Source organism: Nonomuraea jiangxiensis, from assembly GCF_900099965.1.
Lineage (GTDB): Bacteria > Actinomycetota > Actinomycetes > Streptosporangiales > Streptosporangiaceae > Nonomuraea > Nonomuraea jiangxiensis.
The window spans coordinates 110,581-133,294 of sequence record NZ_FNDJ01000013.1 but is presented as its reverse complement, the minus strand read 5'-3'; the positions used below and the strand labels follow the sequence as shown (position 1 = coordinate 133,294).

The following is a 22,714-nucleotide window of genomic DNA, read 5'->3' as shown; positions in this document are numbered from 1 at the left end:
CTTTCTTCCACTACTTCGTCTTCGCCGACACCGGCTCCGAGCCCGCGGAGGGCGCCGGGACCGGCGAGGACGAGGAGGAGGCGGCGCGGCGGCGCTCGCGCAGCCAGGTCCCGACCACGACCCGCGAATAGCGGTAGCCGTAGACGAGGTTCCCGCCCTTCTTGGTGCTGCCGGCGGCGCGCAGCCGCATCGTCGCCGGTACCTCCACCACTCGGAACCCGTGCGAGATCACGCCGATCAGCAGCTCGGACGACTGGTACTGGGGCTGGTTGAGCGTCACCGCCCCGGTGACCTCGGCGCGCATCGCGCGCAGGCCGAAGGAGGTGTCGGTGATCCGCTGCCCTGTCATCCGGCTGATCATCCACGCGAAGACGTGCACGCCGAGCCGGCGCACCCTGTCGTAGGTCTCCTGCCGGCCCAGCACGCGGGAGCCGGTGGCGAAGTCGGCCTCCCCCCGTAGGACCGGGGCCAGCACACGCTTGATGTCGTCCGGGTCGTACTGGCCGTCGGCGTCGGTCGTCACGATGTAGCGCGCGCCGCCCTCGCGGGCGAGGCGGTAGCCCAGCCGCAGCGCGGCACCCTGCCCGCGGTTCACCGGCACGTCGCAGACCATGGCGCCGGCCTCGCGCGCCTCGGCCGCCGTCCGGTCGGTCGAGCCGTCCACGACCACGATGGTCGCGGTCTCCATCCCGTCAATGACCGCGGGGATCCCGCCGAGCGCCTTGCCGATGCCGTTCTCTTCGTTGTAGGCGGCGATGACGATCGCGATGGGCGGCAGGTCCGAGCCGTACTGGCTGGTGAACTCCGCTATGGCGGCGGCGTCGGGGTCCACCAGCCTCTCCGGGCCTGTCATGCGGCATTCTCCGTTTCGTCGGGTTTTTCCGCGGACGATTCTGCTGGAGCCGGGGCGAAGTCCGGCCAGACTGTGGCCATTCCGGAGGTCAAATCGTGGCGTGGCCGATATCCCAGCGCCGTGGCCGCCGAGATGTCGAGCACGACCGCCGGCATCTCGCCCTGCTTCGCGGGGACCTGCTCGACGGGGATGGGCGTCCCGGTGGCCTTCCTGGCCGCCTCGATCAGCTCGTTGACGCTCACGGACGTGCCCGAGCCGACGATCAGCGGGCCGTCGTGGCCCTCGTGCCAGGCGATCAGCATGGCCTGGACCACGTCGTCGACGTGAACGTAATCACGTAGCTGGGTCCCGTCGCCGTACACCTGGACCCCCTGCCCGGCAGCGGCGGCCTTCATCAGCCTCGGCACGAAGCTGTCCTTGTGCAGCATCCCCGGGCCGTACACGTTGGCGAAGCGCAGCGCGCTCGTCCGCATGCCGTACACCCCGGAATAGGCGCTGAGCAGCATCTCCGTCGCCGCCTTGGTCGCGCCGTAGGGCGTGAGCGGGCGCAGCGGCAGGTTCTCGCTGATCCGGGCGCTGCCCACGTCGCCGGTCACGGCGTTGGTCGAGGCCAGCAGGAAACGCGGCACGCCGTGCTTCCTGGCCAGCTCCAGCAGGCCCGCGGTGGCCTCCACGTTGACCTCGTACGTTCCCGCGGGATCCTCCACCGAGCGGAGCACCGAGGTGACCGCGGCCAGATGCACGACCCCGTCGAGCCCGGCCGAGACGGCGCTCTCGCGCACCTTCGGGTCGCGCAGGTCGCCGACGACGGACCGCACCGCCGGATCCGGGTGAGGGTTTAAGTCGGCGACCGTGACCTCGGCCTGCTCGGCGAGGAGCGTCGCGACCAACCGCCTCCCGATGAAGCCCGCACCACCCGTGACGAGCACGCGTGCCCCGGCCAGTTCCGGCATGCCCGGTCTCCCTTCACTCACGTCCCAGAGACCCTACCGCCACCAGGCGAATGCCCACTTATCCACTCAGGAGACCCACAGCTCATTTCCAGACAACGCTCTGGACTTCCCGCATAGGCTACGGTCGAGGCGCCGGCGTCCATGGAACGCACGAGCGAAGGCCACACCCCCGGTCGAAGGAGAGCAGGTGAGCCCAGTCCTGGCGATAGGCCTTCTGCTGGTGGCCGGTCTCGTGCCGGCGCTGGTCGCCCAGCGCCGGGGATGGGCGCCGTCGTTGTGGGTGGCGCTGGGTGTCGGGGCCGCGTTGCGGATCGCGGTCATGTTCTGGGCCACGAAGGACCCGAGCCAGCCTTACGACTTCGCCGTCGACTTCCCGGCGGCGGCCGACCACGTGCTCGACGGTCTCAACCCGACCACGCACATGCGCGAGGGCGGCTGGCACTTCCTGCCCTTCCTCGCCTACGTGCTGGCGGCCCAGCGGGAGCTGGGTGACCTGCTAGGGCTCTCCTGGGGAGTGGTGGGCAGGATCGTCCCGGTCCTGGCCGATCTGGCCCTGATCCCGCTGGTGGCAAAGCTCGCCGATGAGCGCAGGGCGCTGCGCGCCTTCCAGTACGCGTGCGTGCCGCTCGGGATCATGGTGAGCGGCATCCACGGCCAGTTCCCGCCGATCACACTCGCGTTCGGGGTGGCGGCACTGGTCGCCGCCCGCGCCGGCCGGGCCCACTGGGCCGGGCTGCTCATCGGGCTCTCGGTGACCTGCGCCAACTGGTCGGTGCTGCTCGTTCCCGGCGTGGTGCTCGCCGTGGCCGGACGGCGGCGGCTCACGGTGCTCGGCTGGACCGTGGCCGTGCCCGGGGCGTTCCTGGTCAGCAGCTCGGTGTTCCTGGACACCCCGTTCACCGGGCTCGTCGCGCTGGGGAAGGCCGTCATGTCCACCCGGGCCGTGGTGGGCGACTGGGGCTGGACCGCCCTGGCGACGGGTGGCGCCCAGGTGGTCTCGCCGGCCCTCGGCCAGGTGGGCATGCCGATCCTGCTCATCGGGCTGCTCGCGGCCGGGTGGTGGTGGCGGCGGGCCGACCCGGTCGCCCTGACCGTGGTCCTGCTGCTGGCGTTCGTGATCCTGACCTACCGGCTCGGTGCCCAATACCTGATGTGGCCGATGCCGTACCTCATCGCCCGCCCGCCTCGGGTCCTGTGGCCGGTGGTGATCACGGCCAGTGTCTGGGCCGCGGTCGGCTACCTGCATGCCGAGGTGCTCTTCGGGATGACGTGGTGGCAGTTCCACACCGTGTGGTCCCTGTCCTCCCTCCTGGTCATCCCCTTCCTGATCGCCGCACTGCCGTCCAGGAACGCGGCCGGCCCCCCTCCTCTCCAGGGGGCCGGTGACCTCTCGCTCAGCGCGCGTAGTCCGGGGTCATGACGGCGGCCAGCGTGAGGTGGGAGGCGGCCTCGTCGTGCCTGCCCTGGCGCTGGAGCGTGCGGCCGAGCAGGTGGCGGGCGTAGGAGTCGTCCGGGGACTCGGCCACCAGGGATTCCAGGGCCGTACGGGCGCGGTTGAGCTGTGCCGAGGCGAAATACGCCCGGGCCTCCAGCATCCGGACACCCCGGTCGCCGCCGTGCTCCGCCATCAGGGGCCGCAGCAGCGTCAGGGCCCCGAGGGGGTCGCGCTGGTCGAGCAGGGACTCCGCCCAGCGCAGCCGCCGCACCTCGTCGGGCAGGCGGCGGGGGGCGCGCCGGCTCGCGTCCTCCAGGAACTCCCTGATCGTCTCCGGTGACTGCGCGCCCTCCAGCGCGAGGTCGCCCACGATGATCGTCGGAGAGGTGCGTACGCCCTTGGCCTTGCCGATGAGCAGCAACTCCCGCGTCAGCTCCGCACCGGAACCGGCCTCCCCGCCCGCGAACCCGGCCAGACCGGCCTCCGCGGCGACCTCGCTCAGAAACGCGGGGTCGCTGATGTCCCGGACCTCGACGAAGTGGGCGCGCAACACCCGCTCCACCACCTGCCCCTGCACCTCCGCGCCACCCTTCTCGTAGGCCAGCGCGATCAGCCGGTGCGCCTCCAGCGTGGAGGCCCGCCACTCGGAGCCCCACTGAGCCCCCAGCCCTTCGGCGGCGGCCACCTCGGCCACCCGCGCCCGGTTATCCGCCGGGGACAGGCCGGGCGCGCAGGCCCGCAGCGCCTCGTCGGCCATCGGGTCGCGCAGCGTCTCGGCCAGCGGCACCGCCCGCGCGGGCGCCGACGGATCGATCTGGTACGGCCGCCAGACCACCTCCACCGGCTCCCCCTCCCAGGAGGCCAGCGCCTTCTCCAGCCGCCGCTGGCCGATGTGGGCCCACCCGCAGACGACATCCGCCCAGATCTCCACTCGCATGCCGCCAAAGTATGCGACAACTGTCAATTAGTCAACACATGTCGCATAGTCGATGGTTGTCGTATAGTGAGCGCCGTGCACTCCGACGATCCACGCGCGCAACGGACCCGGGCCCGGCTCAAGGCGGCCGTGCTGGAGCTGGCCGCGCAGCAGGAGCTCGCCACCATCACCATGTCCGCGCTGGCCAGGCGCGCCGAGGTGAACCGGGCGACCGTCTACCTGCACTATCCCGACGTGGACTCGCTGGTCACCGACGCCCTGGAGGACGCCGTCGCCACGGTCGCCAGGGCCGCCGCCCTGTGTCCCCTCGACGCTCCCCGCGACCGCGCCCCTCTTCCGCTGGAGGAGTTGTTCGAGCACGTGGCCGCCAACGCCACCACATACGCGCGCATGCTCGGTCCCCAGGGCAGTGCCCGCTTCGCCGCCCGCCTGCGCGAACGCCTCACCGCCGAGCTGGCCCAGCGCTTCGCGGGGGGCCGGCGACCCGCGGTTTGGGACGACGTACCGGTGGAGATGCACGCCGCCTACCTGGCCGGCGCGCTGGTCGGCGTGGTCGCGCACTGGGTGACGGCACGTCGCGAGCACGTCCCCACGGAAGAGGCGGCGCTGGCGTTCTGGCAACTCTTCAGAAGCGGTTCCCGGAGCACTACGACCGACTGAAGACGTCGTGCGTACCGTATGTCCCGTATTCGTGGTGAATTAACCCTGTCGTCTGATGTGTGATCTAGTGTCCAGCCCGACTATGGCCGTGCGAGATCCATAGAGGTGGATACGTGTCATTCACGAAAAGAGCGTTGTGGGCGCTTGTGGGGGTGACTGCGGCGATCACCGCGGTCGTCCCCCAGGTGGCCCAGGCAGCGCCTCAGACGGCCGAAGTGGCCCAGGCAGCGGGAAACGGGCTTGAGCGGATCACCCCGGCGGTGGACCCGAGCAAGCCGCCGCAGGACCAGCTGGTCCTTGCCGTGATCGGCGACTACGGCGGCTGCGGTGCGGACCGGGCCTGTGCCTCGGAGAACCAGGTGGCCGACATGGTCCACTCATGGAACCCGGCCTACATCCTGACCGTCGGGGACAACACCTACCAGCAGGGTCGCCCCGAGGAGGTCGTCAAAGCCCAGGCGCCGTACAAGGCCGACATCGACGCGGGCACGTTCTTCCCCATCATGGGCAACCACGACTACGGCAACGGCTGCAACCCGGAGAGCATCAAGCCCAGCGTGGACTTCTTCAAGGTCCCGGTGGCGTACGTGGCGGGGTTCGGCAACGGGCTGGTGGACTTCCTGAACCCGGACGCCAACTGCCAGACGTCGTCGGGCACTACGAAGCCGCCCATCTACGACCAGTACAAGAACACGGTCGACGACAGCGCCGCCGCCTGGGTCCTCTCCGGCGGCCACCAGCCCATCTACAGCTCCGGCAAGGCCGGCAACAACCCGGACCGGGCGTGGATGATGACGCCGGGCGTCGATCTGATCCTGGCGGGCCACGACCACCACGCCGAGCACATCGTCACCTCCGACGGCTACAACATCGCGATCACCGGTAACGGCGGCGAGGGCATCACGCCCCTGTTCAGCACCACATCGGGCAGCCTCTACCGTGAGGCCAAGGACTTCGGCGCCATGCGGCTGACCGTCACCAAGGACTCCCTGAAGGCCGAGTTCGTGACGCTGCCGGGCAAGGTCGACTATTACTTCATCCTCAAGAAGGACGCCCAGGGCAAGGCTTACGTGGCCGAGCGCACCGACTGGGTCGACCCGAACCCCGATCCGGGGGACAACCCGACCCCCAACAAGTACAGCGTCTCTTTCGACCTCGCGGCCGACAAGAGTGACGGGCTGACGTACAAGAACTACGAGGACGGCCCCTACGAGGAGACCACGGTCGACGGCCGCAAGGCGCTCCAACTGCAGAAGAACTCGTTCGGTGGGGCCAACCAGCTCTACATGTTCGTCGACGACACGGCGATCTCCGGCGGACCGTACAAGGTGAAGGCCACGTTCACCTATCGCTCGCCCGTCCCGGGCACGTTCGCTCTCCAGTACGACTCCGCGACGAGCGGCTCGGCCTACCAGAAGTCGACGCCGGTGACGATCGGCGCGGACCAGGTGAACCAGTGGCAGACGGCGTCGATCGACATCCCCGACATCCGGTTCACCAACCGTGAGAACGGCGGCGCCGACATGCGTCTGTCGGCCGCGGCCAACCTTCCGCTCGCCATCTCCGGGGTGAAGATCGAGGTCGCTCCGCCCAAGCCGACCGTGACCCACGTGTCGATGGACTTCTCCGGCGAACCCAACGGGCTGAACTGGATGCCCTACGAGAGCGGCCCGGCCCATGAGATCACCGTCGACGGCCGCCAGGCGCTGCAGGTGGACAAGAACACCTTCAACACCGGCAACAACCTCTACCTCGTGGTCGACGACAAGTTCATCCAGGGCGGGCCCTACGACGGCACGGCGACCATCGAGTACCGGTCTCCGGTGGCCGGGTCGTTCGTCCTCCAGTACGACTCCGCGGCCACCGGGTCGGCCTACCAGAGCACTCCTCGGGTGAACATCACCGCCGGCCAGGTGAACACCTGGCAGACCGCGACACTCCCCCTGCCGCAGGTGATGTTCCGTAACCGCCAGAACGGCAACGCCGACATGCGGATCGTCGGCGCCAACAACCTGCCCCTCATCATCGGTTCGATGGACGTCGACATCGCCGGAGGTGAGGACGAGGGGCTCGAGGACGCGCAGAACGCCGTCGCCGCCGCGGAGGCTCACCCGTCGGCGGAGACGATCGCGGTCGCCGAAGCCGCGATCGCCAAGCTGCCCGCCGGTCCCGACGCCGACGCGCTGACCCAGCGACTCAATGCGGTGAAGGCGATCGTCGCAGCTCAGGACCTCGCGGCCGCCCGGGAGGCGGTCGCCGCCGCGGAGGCGCACCCGTCGGCCGAGACGATCCAGGCCGCCGAGACCGCGATCGCCAAGCTCCCCGCCGGTCCCGACGTGGACTGGCTGACCCGGCGACTCGACGTGGTCAGGACGATCGTCCAGGCGCAGGACCTGCTCGCGGGAATCATCTCGCGCGACCTCACCGACCAGGCCGCCATCGACGCCTCCATCGCCGACCTCGCCAAGGCCAGGACGATCATCGATCAACTGCCGGAGGACCACCGCGCACCCCTGCGGGACAGTGCCACGGCTGCGCAGCGACGGATCGTGGAGGCGATCACGGCAGTCCTCGCCGCACCGCACGACGGCAAGCCGGCTCCCATCGCCCGTCCCTGGCTGGACCTCGTGATCGCGGACACGTACGACCGGTACGGCAAGGACAACATACAGGGCCAGGTGATGCGCATCGTGGCCGGCCACGCCACCGGCAAGGAGGTCAAGACGGCAATCGAAGAATTCCTCGCCGACCAATGACCGAAGGCCCGGGTCCGGAAAACCATCCACGACCCGGGCCTTCGTCCGACACACCGGAGACCACCAAGAAACAGCCACCGCCGACCGGCGAGATTTGGTTCGTCGGCACCGGACCGTCGAGGGTTCGGCGCCACTCGGGTGGAGGGCGACTTCCCGGGACCACCGGTGAGGGCACGGACTCGCATTAGCGGTAGTGGTAGCCGCCCCAGCCGAAGCGGTTGTCGTGGCCGTAGCCGCCGCGGATGCGGAAGTCGTCGACGTCCCTGCCGAATACGATCTTGTTGCTGTAGAAGCTCTTGGAGCTGAAGCGCTTGTAGTGGTACCAGCGGCCGTCGCGCTTGTAGTAGACGTCGAAGAAGCTGTAGTCGCGGTCGTGGCGGTCGCGGTCCCACATCCGGAAGTCGAGCCAGTAGCGGCCGTTGCTCTTGCCCCAGCGGTACTCGAAGCGGCCGTCGCCGCGATCGAAACGCTTCCAGCCGTTGGAATAGGCCGCGGTGGCGGTGGTGGCGGCGATCGCCGTGGTGGCCGTCGCGGCCGAGGCCGAAGCGGCCGGAGCGGCGGCGATCCCCGTGGCCACGGCACCGGCCAGAACGGTGCCGACGAGCAGCTTGCCTATGGTACGCACAGTTTTCCTCCGTTGAGTGGGCACCCTCTGGGAGCGAGGGCGCCGGGCTTTACCCCGTTTGCCGGCCGAGTGTTTCTCTCGCGTTCCGGACAACGAGAACAGTAGGAGGGGACCGCCACCCCGCTCTGCGCACAACGACACACAAGGGGCCTTGTGCGCACTACTGCACACAAGGACGTGGCGGTGGCGAAAAACAGCGCTGGATGAGCCTGCGGGGCGCGGCGGTGAGTCATGCGGCCGGGACGTCTTCGGGGTCGAACAGGTGTGTGCGTTCGGGCAGCAAGAGCGGGGTGGCGAGCAGGAGAACGCCGGAGATGGTGATCGCGGCGAGGGGGCTGGTGAGTGTGGCGAGGATGCCCCAGATCACCATGAGGGTGGCCTGCACGAGTTTGCTGCTGACACTCCATGCGCTGAGGACCCGGGCGGCATGATCCGGGGGAGTTCGGCGCAGGCGTTCTGTGGCGTAGATCGGGTTGAAGATGCCCATACAGGTGATCAGCAGGCCCTCGACGATGATCACAGTGAGGAGTCCGGTGATGCCGGGATGGACGAACGCGAGACCGAGCGGAAAGAGCGAGCGCAGCCACCCGGAGACCGCCATGACCCGGTGCCGGCCGTAGCGCTTCACGAGGCGTACGGACAGGCGGGCGCCCACGAAGCCGCCGAGTGCCGGGACGCCGAAGGCAAGCCCGTACTGCCAGGCCGGGAAGTGGTATTCCTCCAGCAGGAGGACGGCAAGAAGCGGGCCGGTGGCCATGATCAGGCCGCTGACCAGGATCGAGTTGAGGAACAGGCGCCGTAGCGCCCGGTCGTGGAGGATGAACCGCCAGCCGCCGAGCAGGTCGGCTCCGCGCGACCTGGGGGCCGGGCCGCGGGGTGCCGCGACGTCGCCTCCGCGGATGCGGAGGACCCCGAGCGCGGACAGCAGGTAACTGAGGGCGTCGGCCATGACGGTGATGACCGGGCCGAGCAGCCCGATGAGCGCGCCGCCCATGGGCGGGCCGGCCGCGGTCGCCACCCAGCTCGTGCCCTCGAATCTCGCGTTCGCGGCCAGGAGGTGATCGCCGCGGACGAGGTATTTCAGGTACGCGCCGGACGCGGCGGTGAAGGCGATGCTCGCGGTTCCGGAAATGACCGAGACGACCAGCAACTGGCCGTAGGAGAGCAAACCGAGGAAGTACGCGACCGGAACACTCGCCATCGCGAGGAACCGAGCCAGGTCCATCGCGATCATCACCGGACGCTTGGCCCGGCGCTCGATCCACGGCCCGAGCGGGAACGCGACGATCGCCGCGACGGCAAGCCCGGCTGCCTCCAGCAGCGAAACCGCGAATGCCGACGAGTGCAGCACGTCAACCGCGACGAGCGGGAACGCCCCGAACGCGATCCACGTCCCGTACGTGCTGACGGCGTAGGCCGACCACAGCCAGCCGAAATCGGACCCCAATTTCACGCGCACCCGGCTCCTCCACCACAACCGATGTTTGGATCCCTGAATCACATCGGCTACAGCAGCGCAGGATCAAACAACCGCCTTACGGCGAGCCACAACGATCGGTTGGGTAAGCCTAAGCTGAGCCCGTGGACACCGAGGCAGTGCGATCCTTCGTCCGGGCGGCCGAGCTCGGACAGTTGCAACACACGGCCGACGAGCTGGGCGTGACACAGCAGGCGATCTCGAAGCGGATCGCCGCCCTGGAGCGCGAACTGGAGGTCCGCCTGTTCACCCGTACCGCCCGAGGGGTCGAACTGACGCTCGACGGCCAGGCGTTCCTCCCACACGCACGGACCATCGTCGCGGGTGTTGATCGCGCCGTCACCGCGGTCAGGCCGGGCTCGCGGGCCCTTCGGATCGACGTTCTGGGCCTGCGTAGCGCTCAGGCCGTCGTTCTGCACGACTATTGGCGGTCGCATCCCGAAACCGACCTCGACGTGGTGACCCTCAGGGTCAACGACCCCCAGGTGGCGGCCGCCGCCGTCCAGGCAGGCGATGTCGACGCCTCGTTCCGCACGGTCGTCGATCCGGCCACGCTGCCGCGCGACGTACAGATGATCCGCGCCTTCGACTCCCCGCTGGAACTTCTCGTCGGCCCCCGGCATCCGCTCGCCTCCGCACGAACGCTGACCCCATCCCAACTGCGCAAACTGCGGATCTGGGTGCCGGGTATCGTGCCCAGAAGCGAATGGGCGGAGTTCTACGATCAGCTCGCCTCCGCCTTCGACCTCCGCATCGACGCGACAGGCCCGAACTTCGGTAACGAGGTGCTCCTCGACGCCCTCGCGGACTCCGCCGACATGGCCACCCTCGTCGGCGCGCGCGACCGCTACATCTGGCCGGCGAACCACGACCTACGCCGCATCCCCATCGTGAACCCGACGCTCGCCTACCCGCTCTCCCTCATGTTCCCCAGTACGAACCCGCACCCGGGACTTCGAGCGATCATCGACCACCTCGCAACCCTGGCACCGCTCCCCGAGCCGGCCTGGCTCCCGTCCTGGGCAACCCCGCGGGGCAGCGCACACCGCGGCGGTCACTGATCATCCCCGTGCCGGTCCACGGCCCCCGTCCCCCGGCCTCACGGGTCCCAGGGCGAGACGGTCAACCGCAGGCGGATCGGCCGCCTACCAGGCTCCGCGCGTGCTACGGTATGCCGTCCCCGACGGGCTTCGATGATCGCCGAGCAGCGGCGACGCGCTCCTGGACATATGAGCCCGGCTCGGACGGCCGAACCACGTGACCTCTCAGCCCAGGAGGACCAGATGGCGGCGGAATGCGCGCCGGCCGGGACCGGACAGTCAACGGCCCATTTATGCCCCGATGACACCTCCCGCCCCGTGACGGGGGCATGACGATGATGTTGGCGGGCCGCTATACGCTGATGTCGCAACTGGGCCAGGGCGGCATGGGCACGGTGTGGCTGGCCTTCGACGAGTTGCTGCGCCAGCAGGTCGCCATCAAGGAAGTACGGCTGCCCGCCGACCTGAACGAGGCGGCCAGGGCGGAGCTGACCGAACGTACGCTGCGCGAGGCCCGGGCCGCGGCGCGGCTGCGCTCTCATCCGTCGATCGTCACGGTGCACGACGTCGTCATGGACAGCGGCCGGCCGTGGATCGTGATGGAGCTGGTCAACGGCCGCTCCCTCGACCGGATCGTACGCGAGGACGGGCCGCTCCCACCCGCCCAGGTCGCCTGGATCGGCCGGCACATGCTCGACGCGCTGGCCGCCGCGCACACGATGGGGGTTCTGCACCGCGACGTCAAGCCGGGCAACGTCCTGCTCACCCAGGACGGGCGAGTGCTGCTGACCGACTTCGGCATCGCCACCGTGGCGGGCGACGCGGCGCTGACCCAGACCGGCCTGCTGAACGGCTCGCCCGGCTACATCGCGCCGGAGCGGTTGCGCGGCGAGGCCGACGGTCCGCAGGCCGATCTGTGGTCGCTGGGAGCCACCCTGTACCTGGCGGTCGAAGGCCGAACCGCCTACACCGGCCCCAACGCGGCTGCCGTGATGGCCGCCGTGCTCCTGCACGAGCCCGAGCCTCCACGGCGGGCGGGCCCGCTCGTGCCCGTCCTCGTCGCGTTGCTGGAGAAACAGCCCCAGCGGCGCTGCACCCCCGCGCAGGCGTCGGCATGGCTCCAGGCAGTGGCCCAGGGCGGTGTTCCGCAGATCACCCGGCCCTCGGCGGGGCGGCCCGCCCCGCGCCGCCGGGGCGCCGTCGTGGGCGGCGCGCTCGCGCTCGCGCTGTCCCTGGTGGCGGGTACGGTGCTCTGGGCGGTCAACCGCCCGGGAACCTCCGGCCCGACCGGCGAGCCGGGCCGCTCCACGACCTCCTCGGCCACCCAGGCGGCGAAGCCCGCGACGTCCTCCCCGGCCGCGAAACCGCTTTTCGGCACCGGACTGCACTCGTGCCGCGTACTGACCGCCGGTCAGGTGCGTACGCTGCTCGGCAGTGGGCTCAAGGAGGATCACCAGGCCAGGGCGATCTGCCAGTATCGCGGCGTCAACGAGTCCTACGCGGCTGTGTCGGTGTACCGGGTGCCCACCGTCGATGGCGCCAAGGCCAACTTCGTCGCCATAAAACAGACCTATCAGGACTATCGCGACGAGTATCCGGATGTCACGTTCTCTCGGACACCCGTGGCCGGGGAGGAATCGTTCGCCTCCGTCTACCGGATGGAGAACGGCCCGTACGTGGCCAACATGGTGCTCCGCATCTCCAACGTCACGGCCATTCTCAGCTACAGCGGCCCACGATCGGGGACCAAGGCCATCGTGCGCGCGGGTGTCTCAGCGGCCGCGGCCCTGGAGGAGGCACGCCCGGCACGCTGAGCCGGCCGCCTGTCCGGGACGAGAGGGTCGGCCAGGGTATCGACCGGACGCCCTCGACAGGGGAGCGCAACAGGCTGCCTCACATGTCAGAACTGACCTGCCATGAAAGCAAATCGTAGGCTCGTGCCAGGTCATCGGCCCACGCCGCGTCGTGATCACGCTCGAATGCGTCGTACAGGCGGTCTCGTACCACGTCGCGGTGCAACCAGGTGAGGACCGCAGCGGGCAGTTGCGCGCCGCCGACCCACCCGATCACCAGGTCGGCGATGTGCCGGTCTGCCGCCGACCCGCGGATGGTGTCCCAATCATGGAGGAAGAGTCCGATGCCGCCGCAGAGCTCGTCGGCCATGCCGAGGAATTCGGCCGCGTCGCCAAATGAGCCGACCCGCGGCGGATGCTCCGCCAGCAGCAACCGCCAGACCACCATCAGGTAGCCGTCGACAGCCTCCTGCTCGGCCGCCGGCCAGGTCCGCCAGTCCTGCCGGACCAGCAAGCTGGAAATCACACTGGGCACAAGTTCATTTCCGGTGGCGAGCCGTTCCAGCAGCAACGGCACCAGGCTCTTCACGTCGTCGTCGGTCCCGACCGTGCCCCCGAGCCTGAGCGTCAACGAGAACAGGTCATGCTCATCCACCCGCACAGGACCACGACAGTGCGGACATCCTTCAAGCACTGTCCGCCGCGGGTAGCGGGCGAACGTCTCCCGGAGCCGTCCCACCGCCGCAGCCAGCGCGTCGTCCATCCTGCCAAGTGTCGCAGGAGCATCCGCAGGCGTGGAAGTCGGAGGGCGCGCTCAGGCACCCGACGGCTTGCCCCGCCGAGCCGTTACAAGCACTCCTACCAGACCGAACAGTCCGTAGGCCGTCGACAGTGCGAGCAGCGCTGGGTGCGACGTACCGCCCGCCGCGGCACCCCCGAGGACGACGACCGATACCGTGCCAGGCAGCACGCCGATCGTGGTGCCGACGAGGTACGGCAGAAATCGCACTTCCGAGGCACCGAAGGCGTAGTTCACCACCGCGAACGGCACGATCGGCATCAGCCGGAACGACAGGACGGCGACCAGTGGGCTGCGTTCCAGCCGCGCCCGCACCCACGCCATCACGCGACGATCGGCATGCCGGGCGGCCAGCCCCGCGGTGCCGAGCCGGACCAGCCAGAACGTCAGTGCTGCCGCTCCAATTGTCGCGACCACTGCGACCACGGTGCCGAGCACCGCACCGAACAGCACCCCCGCGGCCACCGAAAACGCGGTTCGTGGCACCGGCGTAAAGGTAACGACCACCTGAAAAAGTACGAACACCCCGGGCGCCCACAGGCCGGCCGCTCGGACCGATTGTTGCAGCGTGGCCACGTCCAGACCGCCGCCAACGACGATCACGAAGGCCACGAGAACCAGAACGAGCCCAGCCACCGCACACCACCATCGACGCCATGACGGGCGGCTCGGCTCAACGGATGCGGTCGGCACGACCTGGAATCATACCCAGCGGCCCGTGCACGAAAGGCCCCACGACAAGGCACGCAGAGCATTATCGGTGGCGCTGAGCATCATGGCATCCGACGGCGAACATGGGAATCGTCGGATCCGACACGCTCATATCGGGAGCCAAGCAACGACGTTCCCTCCGGCGCAAGGCAGCACGACGAAATCACTCAAAAAGGGGTAGAGATGTCTCTGACCGCTAAAGGATTGATCGGTGGAATCGCCACCGCGCTGTTACTGACGATCGGATCGGCGTCCGTCGCGCTCGCGTCGCCGTCCTCCACGTCCGATGGCAAGGTCTGCGTGACCGAAGCCTCCTCCTCGCAGGTGCTCTGTGTTCCGGGGACACCTGGCGTCACGTCGCTGGTGGCAACGATCTCCTCGGCCTCCAACGGGAGCTCGTATGCAGTACGGATACGGCCGGCCGAAGGAGTCAGCGTCAGCTGCCTCAAGCCAGGCGGCACGGTCACATATCCACAGGGTTTTAAGATCTCCGGTATTCAAGTGTTTCGCACCGCCACGTGCGTGATGTAGCCACTTGGGCAATTTTCCCTTGGTACAACTGAAGTAGGGCAAAACAGAAAACGGCCTCGTGATCACTTCTGCGATCACGAGGCCTCCCACGGGGTCCAGCGAGGCCGGCTCGGGGTGGCCGCTAGCGAGGGCCGAGGCCGGTGCGGCCGTCGAGGAGCTCGCGCGCGGCATCGAGGTGGCCGAGATGCCGGGCGGTCTCCTCGATCATGTGGAGAACGATCCCGCGCAGATCGGCGGTCTCGTCGTCCGCGTTGCCGCCGTGCCGCCCAGCCGGCTTCGCGTCCAGCGGAGTCGTGGCCAGCAGGGCGTTGCCTCGTTCGCACTGCTCCCGATAAAAGGCGAACACCTCCGCGACCGGATGCGCCGAGGTCATCAGCTCCTCATCGTCATCAGGCCATGGCACATCGGCCACGGTCCCGCGGAACACCCTTTGGAACCAGTGGCGCTCGGCATACGCCAGATGCTTGATCAGCCCGAGCGGCGTCCACCCCGAGGGCAGGACCGAGGTCCGCAACTGCTCGTCGGTGAGTCCGTCCAGGATCGCCAGGGCGCTGGCCCGCTGGGCGTCGAGGAAGTGCCGCAGGGCAGCGGCTTCCGCGGTCATTGTGCTGGTGGAAGCCATGGCTGCCCTCCCGGGCGATGCAACCGTCGTCATACGAATGGGCTTCGTCCGCGATCATCCCGCGGGGCAGCTGTGGTACGTCTCGACCACCCATCGGCCGTCATGGCGGGTGAGCGCCCAGGTCGCCAGCTCCCACCGGTCCACTGGAGGCTCGGCCTCGCCGGGGAACACGGTGGCGCTGCGGGTGACCACGACGGACACGTCCTGCGTGAGGAAGCGTACGCTCAGCGGGGTGTGAATGCGCCGCGAGCCGTGTAGTGGGCCGGCGAAGGCCGCTCCCATGCTGGCCCGGATTTGGTCCTTGCCCCGCAGGTGAACGCCGGGCAGGATCACCGTGGCATCCGAGGCGTACCGGTCGGCGAACGCGTCGGCGTCGCCGTCGCTCCACGCCCCGGACGTCGCGTCGAACAACGCGAGAACGGAACGCTCCCCGTCGCCGGCCGTCGAGGGCTCACCCGGGCTTTGTGCGTACAGTTCTGAAGTCATCTCGTTCTCCTGGAGTCGCAGGGCCGCCGGACGACGGCTCGACTGAACGACGCGGCACCTCTGCCGATTTGGACAGCAGGTGGCCTGCCGTCTTTCGCTCCTCCCCATAAGCTCAAGGGGACCGGTTTGTCCAAATTTCATGTCGGCTGCGTCGTACCGATGAGGGCCGCGCAAATGCGCAAGAACAATGGGGGGTCCGATGCCGGACTACATGGTGCTGCTGTACGCGCCGCATACCGACGACAGCGAGCAGCAGGTGGACAGATGGGCCGAGATGCCCCTCTGGCTGGAGCTGACGGAGAACCTTCGGGAGGCCGGGCTGCTCGTCGCCCACGGTCCCCTGCATCCGGTGACGGCCGCGACGACGGTGCGGGTGCGCGGCGGTGAGACCGAGCTCACCGACGGACCGTTCGCGACGACCAAGGAGTTCCTCGCGGGCTACTACGTCCTGCGGTGCGCCGACCTTGACGAGGCGCTGCGCCATGCGGCCCGGATGCCCACCGCGCGCCACGGCTCGGTCGAGGTACGGCCCATCATGGACCTGAGCGAGTCTCCGGCCGCCCCCGGCGTGTGAGCATGACCGCACGGAACGGGGACGCGTCGTCGGCGGGTGACGCGGCGGCCGTGAAGGTGTTCCGGGACGAGCGTGCCGCCGTGCTGGCGACGCTGATCAGGTATGTAGGTGACTTCCAGCTCGCCGAGGAGGCCGTCCAGGACGCGTTCGAGAGCGCGCTCGTGACCTGGCGGCGTGACGGGGTCCCGGCCAACCCTGGGGCGTGGATCACCGTAGCGGCCCGGCGACGGGCGATCGACCGGCTGCGCCGAGAGCGTTCCGTCGCCGACCGCGCCGAGCGCCTGGCCGCGTTGCTCCGGCTCGACCAGCCGGAACATCCTGCTGCGGACCAGGTGGACGAGGCCGACGAGATCGGCGATGACCGATTGCGGCTGATCTTCACGTGCTGCCATCCCGCGCTGGACATGCCGGCCAGGGTCGCGTTGACCCTGCGCATGCTCGGCGGCCTGACGACCGGCGAGATCGCACGGGCGTTCCTGGTCGCCGAGCCCACGATGGGCAAGCGCATCGTCCGCGCCAAACGCAAGATCGCCGACGCCCGAATCCCTTACCGGGTGCCCGCCGGCGAGGACCTCCCCGGCCGCGTGCGGGGGGTTCTCCGCGTCCTGTACCTGATCTTCAACGAGGGGTACTCCGCCGGCACCGGTGACCGTCTGGTGCGCGGCGAACTGTGTGACGAGGCCATCCGCCTGGGACGACTGCTCTGCGAGCTGATGCCGGGCGAGCCCGAGGCATGGGGGTTGGTCGGCCTGATGACGCTCCACGACGCCCGGCGCGCCGCCCGCGTCGACGGCCTCGGCGGCTACGTCGCGTTGCCGGACCAGGATCGCTCCCTTTGGGACGAGGACAGGATCACCGAAGGGATGCGCGCGCTGGAACACGCCGTCCGGTTCGGGCGTCCCGGCCCTTACCAGCTCCAGGCCGCCATCGCGGCGGCGCACCTCCAGACCTCCGGCGATGACCCGGCGTCCTGGGCACGGATCGCGGACCTGTACGAGGCGTTGGACGCCCTCACCCCCTCGCCCGTGGTGCGGGTCAACCACGCGGCCGCGGTGGGGTTCGCCTACGGGGCCGCCGCCGGCCTGGAGCGGCTGGCCCCGTTGCTGGGCGATCCCGCGCTGGAGCGCTACCAGCCGCTGCACGCCACTCATGCTGAGCTGCTGCGCCGGGCCGGTGAGGTGACCGGCGCGGTGCGCGCCTACCGACGGGCGATCGACCTCTCCGAGAACGCGGTGGAGCGCGCGGAGCTCGTGCGCCGGCTGGAGTCGCTGACGACCGGCTGAGCCAGGGGAGCCGGCTCGCCGCTTCGCGCGCTGTTCGACCGCACGCCTCCCGTGACGTGCGGTCGAACAGCGCCCTCAAAGACCCCGCGCCGATGTCGGCGTCCTTACGGAACGCGGAGAGCGGCTCGGCTCCGGTTCCGTCCCCCATCGGTCAGTTCGTAGACCCAGGAGCCTGCCGGCCGGCGGCGCCGGTCGGGAGGTCAGCCGAGGCCGATCTTCGGCCGGACCCACTCGGCGAGCCTCCGGAGCGCGTCGTCGGACTCGGGTGAGTATCCGGCGGCCATCTGAAAGGTGTGCTGTTGCTCGGGGAACACGTCGAGCCGGACGTCCACGCCGGCCTCACGGGCGTTCTGCTCGAATTCGAGGCTCTCGCCGAGCAGCGTCTCGTGCTCGCCCACCTGGACGTACGTCGGCGGCAGGCCGCTCAGATCCGCATAGAGCGGGCTGGCCAGCGGCTCCTTCGGGTCGGCACCCGCCAGGTACGCCGAGGCGAGGAAAGACACCACCTCCTTGTAGAAGAAGGCCTCGTTCGTGCTGTTCGTGGCGAAGGTGTCGTTGCTGACGGTCATATCCACAAACGGCGATATCAACATCAACGCGGCCGGGATGGGCAGGCCCAACTCCCGGGCACGCAACAGCGTCGAGACGGACAGCCCGCCTCCGATCGAGTCGCCGACGACGGCGATGTGCCCGGCGTTCGTCCCCTGGTCGAGCAGCCACCTGTATGCGGTGGTCGTGTCCTCCAGCGGCACAGGGTAGGCCTCCTGGCGGTACCCGACGAGCAACGCGCGGGCCCCCACCGCCTTGGCCAGGTGGGCGAACATCTTCCGATGCGTATAGATCGAGCCGCTCACACCACCGCCCCCATGCACGCTGAAGACCACCTGGTCCTCGGCCGCCCCCTTCGGCACGGCCCACAGCGCCGGCCGACCGGCCACCTCCACTTCGAGGTAGTCCACGCCGCCAGGTTCGGCCGTCAGGGCGGGCCAGAACCGTTCGACCCTCTCCCGTACCTCCTCGGGCGTCTGGCCCGGATTCGCGACGGCCGCTTCCGTCATGCTGCGCCAGTGATCCCTGACCATCTGCGAACGCTCGCTCGCCATGATGTCCACCTCCTGTGTAGGACGGTCACCGCCTCCTTCGGCGGTACCTTTCGAAAACTCGACGCGGGCCCCGTGCCTGTTTGGACACGATTCGGGGGAGGAGCAGTGCGAGCATGACCGGCACGCCCCGATTCCGGCCTCAGGCCGGGGTGACGGTGTAGGGGGAGACACCGCGGAACACGTCTGCGTATCGACGGGCGAACTCCGCGAAGGTGGTCGGTTCGATCCCGAAGCGCTCATGGGTGCTCAGGTCGACGGTCGAGCGGCCCAGTCGGCTCCGCTCCTGGAACAGTTGCGCGAACGCGCTCGCGCGCGGCCTCGGGTACCCCGCCGCCAGCCAGGCCTGCTGCTTCTCCTCGGAGGTCACGTCGCGGTAGCTGACCGATCTGCCGATCGCGTCGGAGATGTGGCGCGCGGCGTCGGTCATGGTGAGCGCCTCGGGACCGGTCATGGTGTACGTCTCGCCTTCGTGGCCGGGCGTGGTGAGCACGGCGTAGGCCACTTTGGCGATGTCATCGATGTCGACCGGGGCGAGCGTGGTGTCGCCGAGCGGGAGGCGGAGCTCGCCGTGGGCGACGATGTCCGGCACTTCCTCGAAGTACACGTGCATGAACTGGCTCGGCCGGAGCACGGTCCACGGCATCCCGGAGGCGACGAGGTAGCGCAGGATCTGCTCGTGACTCCGGCTGGAACGGAACTTCTCGTTGTCGAACCCGTCGACCGAGTCTTTTCCAGAGAATTTCACGATATGGCCGACCCCCGCCTTGATCGCGGCGTCGATGAACGTGCACTGGGTCTCCAGCATTTCCGGCCCGGCACCGGAGATCATCAGCACCCGGTCCACCCCGGCCAGCGCGTGCTCCAGCGTCTCGGGCCAGAGCATGTCGCCGTAGACGACCTCGACCCCTGGCAGCGCCCGTAGATCGTCGCCCTTCTCCGGGGACCGCACGAGGGCACGGACCGGTGTGCCATGTCGTACGAACTCACGGACGGTGGCCGATCCGGGACGTCCGTTCGCTCCTGTGATGAGGATCATCATTCCTTCTTCCTGTTCGGGGAATGCCTCCAGAGGTTACATATGAGAACTGTTTAGTACAACTTCGATACTGAAAGAATCCGTATCGGAACGAGGCTTCGGTTAGACTCGGTGATGTGTCGAGCACGCGAACCTATGGCGACGCCTGCGCCGCCGCACACGCCCTTGACCTGGTCGGCGAGCGCTGGGCCCTCCTGGTCGTCCGTGAGCTGCTTCTCGGTCCCAAGCGCTTCAGCGACCTGCGCAGCGGGCTGCCGAACGCCGGCCCCAACCGCGTGTCCCAGCGGCTGCGCGAGCTGGAACAGTACGGCATCGTGCGTCGACGCAAGCTGGGTCCGCCAACCCGGTCGTGGGTCTACGAGCTGACCGACTGGGGACGGCAGCTCCAGCCCGTGCTCGTCCACCTCGGCCGGTGGGGCCGGCACTCACCCTTTCGAGATCTCAACGCGGACATCAGCGTCGACGCCCTCATGCTGGCGCTTCACGGCGACTTCGCCGCGCAGTTGAGCGACGGCCTGTCCGCCACCTACGCGCTGGTCTTCGGCGACGACCGCCTCACCGTGAGTGTCGCCGACGGCGAGATCGACATCACCCGCGGCGAACCCGAAGCGCCCGACGCGACCATCACCACCGACACCAGGACGTTCGCCGCGCTGCTGACCCGCCGGCGCCGCCTGGAGGAGGCCACCGACGACGGGCACACCACCGTGTCCGGCGACGTCAACACGCTCAAGCGCCTGCTCGACTGCTTCCCCCGCCCCGAAACGGAAGAGGCGCCCTCGACCTGACGCCTCTTCCCCCAGGCACCCGGCGTGCCGTCAAGCTGCCGTATCCACACCATGGGTGACTGTCCGACCCCGTACGGGCGCCGCTCAGCCCGCTGGTTGTTCCTTGGCGACCGGCGCTTCCGGCGTGGCGGGAGGTCGGGGCCGCCGTGTGGCGACGAGTAGCGCCAGGGCGATCGTGGCGGCTGCCGCACCGACGAGGTAGGCCGGGCCGGTACGGGTGATCTCGCCGCCGGTCAGTTGCCAGGCCAGGGAGCCGGCCGCCGGCCCGACCGCGAAACCGAGGTTGAGCAGGAGCGCGGAGAGGGCCCCGGCGGTCGCACCGAGGTGCGGCGGCGCGGACATCATCACGGCTGCCTGGGTCGGTCCGGCGAGCAGACCGGTGCCCGCGCCGACCAGCGCCAGCCGCCAGGCGATGTCCACGGCTCCCCACTCGGTCGAGCCGGACACCAGCAGCGTCGCGCCAGCGAGCAGCAGTATTCCGCCGACGATGGAAACGGGCCGTGGTCCGGAGCGGTCGGTGAGGGCCCCGCCCAGCGGTGCGAAGACCACCATGCCGGCGGACAGCGCCAACATGGTGAAGCCCGTGACCCCGTTGGAGACACCGATCCCGTCGACGAGCAGGAACGGGGTGATGAAGTTGAGTACGCCGCTCAGCACCGCGCCGAACAGCAGCGCGATCAGCCAGCGGTTGACGAACGGGTCGGCGAACAGCGCCATGACGGGCTTGGCGTCCTTACGGCGGAGCCAGAACACCAGGGTCACGATGCCGGCGACCAGCAGCACCCCGCCGATCGCGGCACCGGCTCCCGGTCGGCCGAACTCCTGCAGCCCGAGTAAGAGCGCCGTGCCGGCGACACCGAGCATCAGCACGTCGATCAGCCAGCGTGGCCGCGGTGGGTGCAGTCCCAGGGTGCCACGTGGTACCGACACCCAGGCCAGCCAGGCGGCCACCAGGCAGACCGGGACGTTGATCAGGAACGCGGCCTGCCAGCCCAGGGCGTCGATCAGCAGTCCACCCCCGGCCGGGCCGACTGCTCCGCCGAGCGGGCCCAGCGACGCGACCAGGCCCATCGCCCGGCCCATCAGCTGCGGCCGTACCGACTGGGCGATGGTGGCGAGCACGAGCGAGGAGATGAGCGCGCCGAAGAGCGCCTGTACGACCCGTGCGACGATCATCATCTCCAGTGACTGCGAGACGGCGACGAACACGCTGGCCAGCCCGAAACCGACGACCGCGAAGACGAACGCCTCCCGTTTGTCGACGGTGTCGCCCCACCGGCCGGCGGGCAGGATCAGCGCGACCATCGGCAGCGCGTACGCCAGGATGACCCACTGCATCGCCGCCGGGGCGGCGTCGAACCGTGCGCCGAGCGCGGGCAGGGCGACACCGACCACGTTCAGGTCGACGGCGGTGATGAAGACCGCCAACCCGCAGGCGATGACGGCGCCCCACCTGATGCCCTCGGTAGGCGGTGCCGGTCCGGACGACGTCTCGGGTGAGGTCACGCTGTCACCTCCCGGCTGACCGCGTACCGGCCGGCGACGGTCGCCAGCCGGGAACCGTAGGCGCGGGCGGCCGCGAGCTCCTGGGCCGAGGGGGCGGCCCGGCCGTACGAGGCGTGGGCGGAGACGCCGTACGGGTTGCCGGCGCCGCGGAGGGTGTCGCCGATGTAGCCGGCCGGCACGATGATCGAACCCCAGTGGTGGAAGATGTGGGTCAGCGCGAGCAGTGTGCTCTCGTGACCGCCGTGGGCGGTGCTGACACTGGTGAACCCCCCGACGAGCTTGTCCGCGAGTTCGTCGGAGAACCACAGCCCGCCGGTGGTCTCCAGGAAGCTGGAGATCGGCGTGGCCAGGTTGCCGAAGCGCGTCGGGCATCCGATCGCGATCGCGTCGGCCCAGCGCAGATGGTCCAGGGTGGGTGCGGGCAGGTGATCGGTGGCGGCGAGGTTCGCCTGCCAGTCCGGCCGGCTCGCGATCGCCTCGGCGGGCGCGGTCTCCGTCGCGCGGAGCAGCCGGACCTCCGCGCCGGTCTCCCGCGCGCCTTCCACCATGGCTTCGGCCAGGCTGCGCACCGTGCCGGTGGCGCTGTAGTAGATGACGGCGACCCTGATGTCGGTAGGCATCGCATCTCCTAATGTAGCTGGCTAAATTAGCCGGCTCAGCTTAGCCCGGCGTCCGGTGACCCTTCAACCCCATCGGGGTTTCCGTCCTACCGTGAGGATCGAGCCGATACCGGTCGGAGATGCGGT

At 69.3% G+C, this 22,714-nt stretch carries 22 protein-coding genes; 8 read left to right on the top strand and 14 right to left on the bottom strand.

Annotation, left to right across the window (positions count from 1 at the left end; genetic code table 11):
- Positions 1 to 10: 10 nt before the first annotated feature.
- Together BLS95_RS27790 and BLS95_RS27785 are read right to left on the bottom strand one after the other, a co-directional pair.
- Positions 11 to 853: a glycosyltransferase family 2 protein gene (locus BLS95_RS27790; RefSeq protein WP_090937415.1), complete on the bottom strand. Its 843-nt coding sequence runs from the start codon at positions 851 to 853 to the stop codon at positions 11 to 13.
- Positions 850 to 1,806, bottom strand: coding sequence for an NAD-dependent epimerase/dehydratase family protein (locus BLS95_RS27785; RefSeq protein ID WP_090937411.1), 957 nt, complete (start codon positions 1,804 to 1,806; stop codon positions 850 to 852). The genes BLS95_RS27790 and BLS95_RS27785 overlap by 4 nt, the downstream gene beginning before the upstream one ends.
- A gap of 187 nt (positions 1,807 to 1,993) precedes the next feature.
- Here BLS95_RS27785 and BLS95_RS27780 point away from each other — a divergent pair, with 187 nt between their 5' ends.
- Positions 1,994 to 3,226, top strand: coding sequence for a hypothetical protein (locus tag BLS95_RS27780; RefSeq protein ID WP_090937408.1), 1,233 nt, complete (start codon positions 1,994 to 1,996; stop codon positions 3,224 to 3,226).
- Here BLS95_RS27780 and BLS95_RS27775 read toward each other — a convergent pair.
- Positions 3,201 to 4,178, bottom strand: coding sequence for a DsbA family protein (locus tag BLS95_RS27775; RefSeq protein ID WP_090937405.1), 978 nt, complete (start codon positions 4,176 to 4,178; stop codon positions 3,201 to 3,203). The genes BLS95_RS27780 and BLS95_RS27775 overlap by 26 nt on opposite strands.
- A gap of 75 nt (positions 4,179 to 4,253) precedes the next feature.
- Between BLS95_RS27775 and BLS95_RS27770 the strand changes: the two genes are divergently transcribed.
- Both BLS95_RS27770 and BLS95_RS27765 read left to right on the top strand, forming a co-directional pair.
- Entirely contained in the window at positions 4,254 to 4,838 is a 585-nt protein-coding gene (locus BLS95_RS27770; RefSeq protein WP_090938034.1) for a TetR/AcrR family transcriptional regulator, read from the top strand.
- A 113-nt stretch (positions 4,839 to 4,951) separates the two neighbouring features.
- Positions 4,952 to 7,594: a metallophosphoesterase gene (locus BLS95_RS27765; RefSeq protein ID WP_176993408.1), complete on the top strand. Its 2,643-nt coding sequence runs from the start codon at positions 4,952 to 4,954 to the stop codon at positions 7,592 to 7,594.
- A gap of 184 nt (positions 7,595 to 7,778) precedes the next feature.
- On the opposite strand, the gene BLS95_RS27760 is transcribed toward BLS95_RS27765, so the two are convergent.
- Positions 7,779 to 8,219: a hypothetical protein gene (locus BLS95_RS27760; RefSeq protein ID WP_090937399.1), complete on the bottom strand. Its 441-nt coding sequence runs from the start codon at positions 8,217 to 8,219 to the stop codon at positions 7,779 to 7,781.
- Between the two features lie 229 nt (positions 8,220 to 8,448).
- Positions 8,449 to 9,672: an MFS transporter gene (locus BLS95_RS27755; protein WP_245765314.1), complete on the bottom strand. Its 1,224-nt coding sequence runs from the start codon at positions 9,670 to 9,672 to the stop codon at positions 8,449 to 8,451.
- A gap of 128 nt (positions 9,673 to 9,800) precedes the next feature.
- Here BLS95_RS27755 and BLS95_RS27750 point away from each other — a divergent pair, with 128 nt between their 5' ends.
- Together BLS95_RS27750 and BLS95_RS27745 are read left to right on the top strand one after the other, a co-directional pair.
- Positions 9,801 to 10,757 carry a LysR family transcriptional regulator gene (locus tag BLS95_RS27750; RefSeq protein WP_090937393.1) on the top strand — a complete coding sequence of 319 codons (957 nt, stop codon included), beginning with the start codon at positions 9,801 to 9,803 and terminating at the stop codon, positions 10,755 to 10,757.
- 308 nt (positions 10,758 to 11,065) lie between these two features.
- The gene (locus tag BLS95_RS27745; RefSeq protein ID WP_090937391.1) at positions 11,066 to 12,550 is read left to right on the top strand and encodes a serine/threonine-protein kinase; all 1,485 of its coding nucleotides are present in this window, start codon (positions 11,066 to 11,068) and stop codon (positions 12,548 to 12,550) included.
- A gap of 79 nt (positions 12,551 to 12,629) precedes the next feature.
- On the opposite strand, the gene BLS95_RS27740 is transcribed toward BLS95_RS27745, so the two are convergent.
- From BLS95_RS27740 to BLS95_RS27720, 5 genes are all read right to left on the bottom strand, one after another.
- Complete coding sequence (locus BLS95_RS27740; protein WP_143043898.1) at positions 12,630 to 13,292, bottom strand: hypothetical protein; 663 nt, start codon at positions 13,290 to 13,292, stop codon at positions 12,630 to 12,632.
- A 51-nt stretch (positions 13,293 to 13,343) separates the two neighbouring features.
- A complete protein-coding gene (locus BLS95_RS27735) occupies positions 13,344 to 13,940 on the bottom strand; it encodes a TVP38/TMEM64 family protein (RefSeq protein WP_218136005.1) in 597 nt (198 codons plus the stop codon).
- 266 nt (positions 13,941 to 14,206) lie between these two features.
- Positions 14,207 to 14,428: a hypothetical protein gene (locus tag BLS95_RS27730; protein WP_143043897.1), complete on the bottom strand. Its 222-nt coding sequence runs from the start codon at positions 14,426 to 14,428 to the stop codon at positions 14,207 to 14,209.
- Between the two features lie 263 nt (positions 14,429 to 14,691).
- Positions 14,692 to 15,192 carry a DinB family protein gene (locus BLS95_RS27725; protein ID WP_245765313.1) on the bottom strand — a complete coding sequence of 167 codons (501 nt, stop codon included), beginning with the start codon at positions 15,190 to 15,192 and terminating at the stop codon, positions 14,692 to 14,694.
- Positions 15,193 to 15,246: 54 nt separating this feature from the next.
- Entirely contained in the window at positions 15,247 to 15,678 is a 432-nt protein-coding gene (locus BLS95_RS27720) for an SgcJ/EcaC family oxidoreductase (protein WP_176993406.1), read from the bottom strand.
- Between the two features lie 199 nt (positions 15,679 to 15,877).
- On the opposite strand from BLS95_RS27720, the gene BLS95_RS27715 reads away from it, so the two are divergent.
- Entirely contained in the window at positions 15,878 to 16,252 is a 375-nt protein-coding gene (locus tag BLS95_RS27715) for a YciI family protein (RefSeq protein ID WP_218136004.1), read from the top strand.
- Positions 16,253 to 16,254: 2 nt separating this feature from the next.
- Complete coding sequence (locus BLS95_RS27710; protein WP_090937376.1) at positions 16,255 to 17,535, top strand: RNA polymerase sigma factor; 1,281 nt, start codon at positions 16,255 to 16,257, stop codon at positions 17,533 to 17,535.
- Between the two features lie 200 nt (positions 17,536 to 17,735).
- On the opposite strand, the gene BLS95_RS27705 is transcribed toward BLS95_RS27710, so the two are convergent.
- Both BLS95_RS27705 and BLS95_RS27700 read right to left on the bottom strand, forming a co-directional pair.
- Positions 17,736 to 18,638, bottom strand: coding sequence for an alpha/beta hydrolase (locus tag BLS95_RS27705; RefSeq protein WP_090938027.1), 903 nt, complete (start codon positions 18,636 to 18,638; stop codon positions 17,736 to 17,738).
- 139 nt (positions 18,639 to 18,777) lie between these two features.
- Positions 18,778 to 19,677, bottom strand: a complete 900-nt coding sequence (locus BLS95_RS27700) for an SDR family oxidoreductase (RefSeq protein ID WP_218136003.1) — start codon at positions 19,675 to 19,677, stop codon at positions 18,778 to 18,780.
- A 113-nt stretch (positions 19,678 to 19,790) separates the two neighbouring features.
- On the opposite strand from BLS95_RS27700, the gene BLS95_RS27695 reads away from it, so the two are divergent.
- Positions 19,791 to 20,462, top strand: coding sequence for a winged helix-turn-helix transcriptional regulator (locus BLS95_RS27695; RefSeq protein WP_090937374.1), 672 nt, complete (start codon positions 19,791 to 19,793; stop codon positions 20,460 to 20,462).
- Positions 20,463 to 20,546: 84 nt separating this feature from the next.
- On the opposite strand, the gene BLS95_RS27690 is transcribed toward BLS95_RS27695, so the two are convergent.
- Together BLS95_RS27690 and wrbA are read right to left on the bottom strand one after the other, a co-directional pair.
- Entirely contained in the window at positions 20,547 to 21,968 is a 1,422-nt protein-coding gene (locus BLS95_RS27690) for an MFS transporter (RefSeq protein WP_090937373.1), read from the bottom strand.
- On the bottom strand, positions 21,965 to 22,588 hold the full coding sequence (wrbA, locus tag BLS95_RS27685; RefSeq protein ID WP_090937370.1) for an NAD(P)H:quinone oxidoreductase: 624 nt from the start codon (positions 22,586 to 22,588) through the stop codon (positions 21,965 to 21,967). The genes BLS95_RS27690 and wrbA overlap by 4 nt, the downstream gene beginning before the upstream one ends.
- Between the last annotated feature and the right edge of the window lie 126 nt (positions 22,589 to 22,714).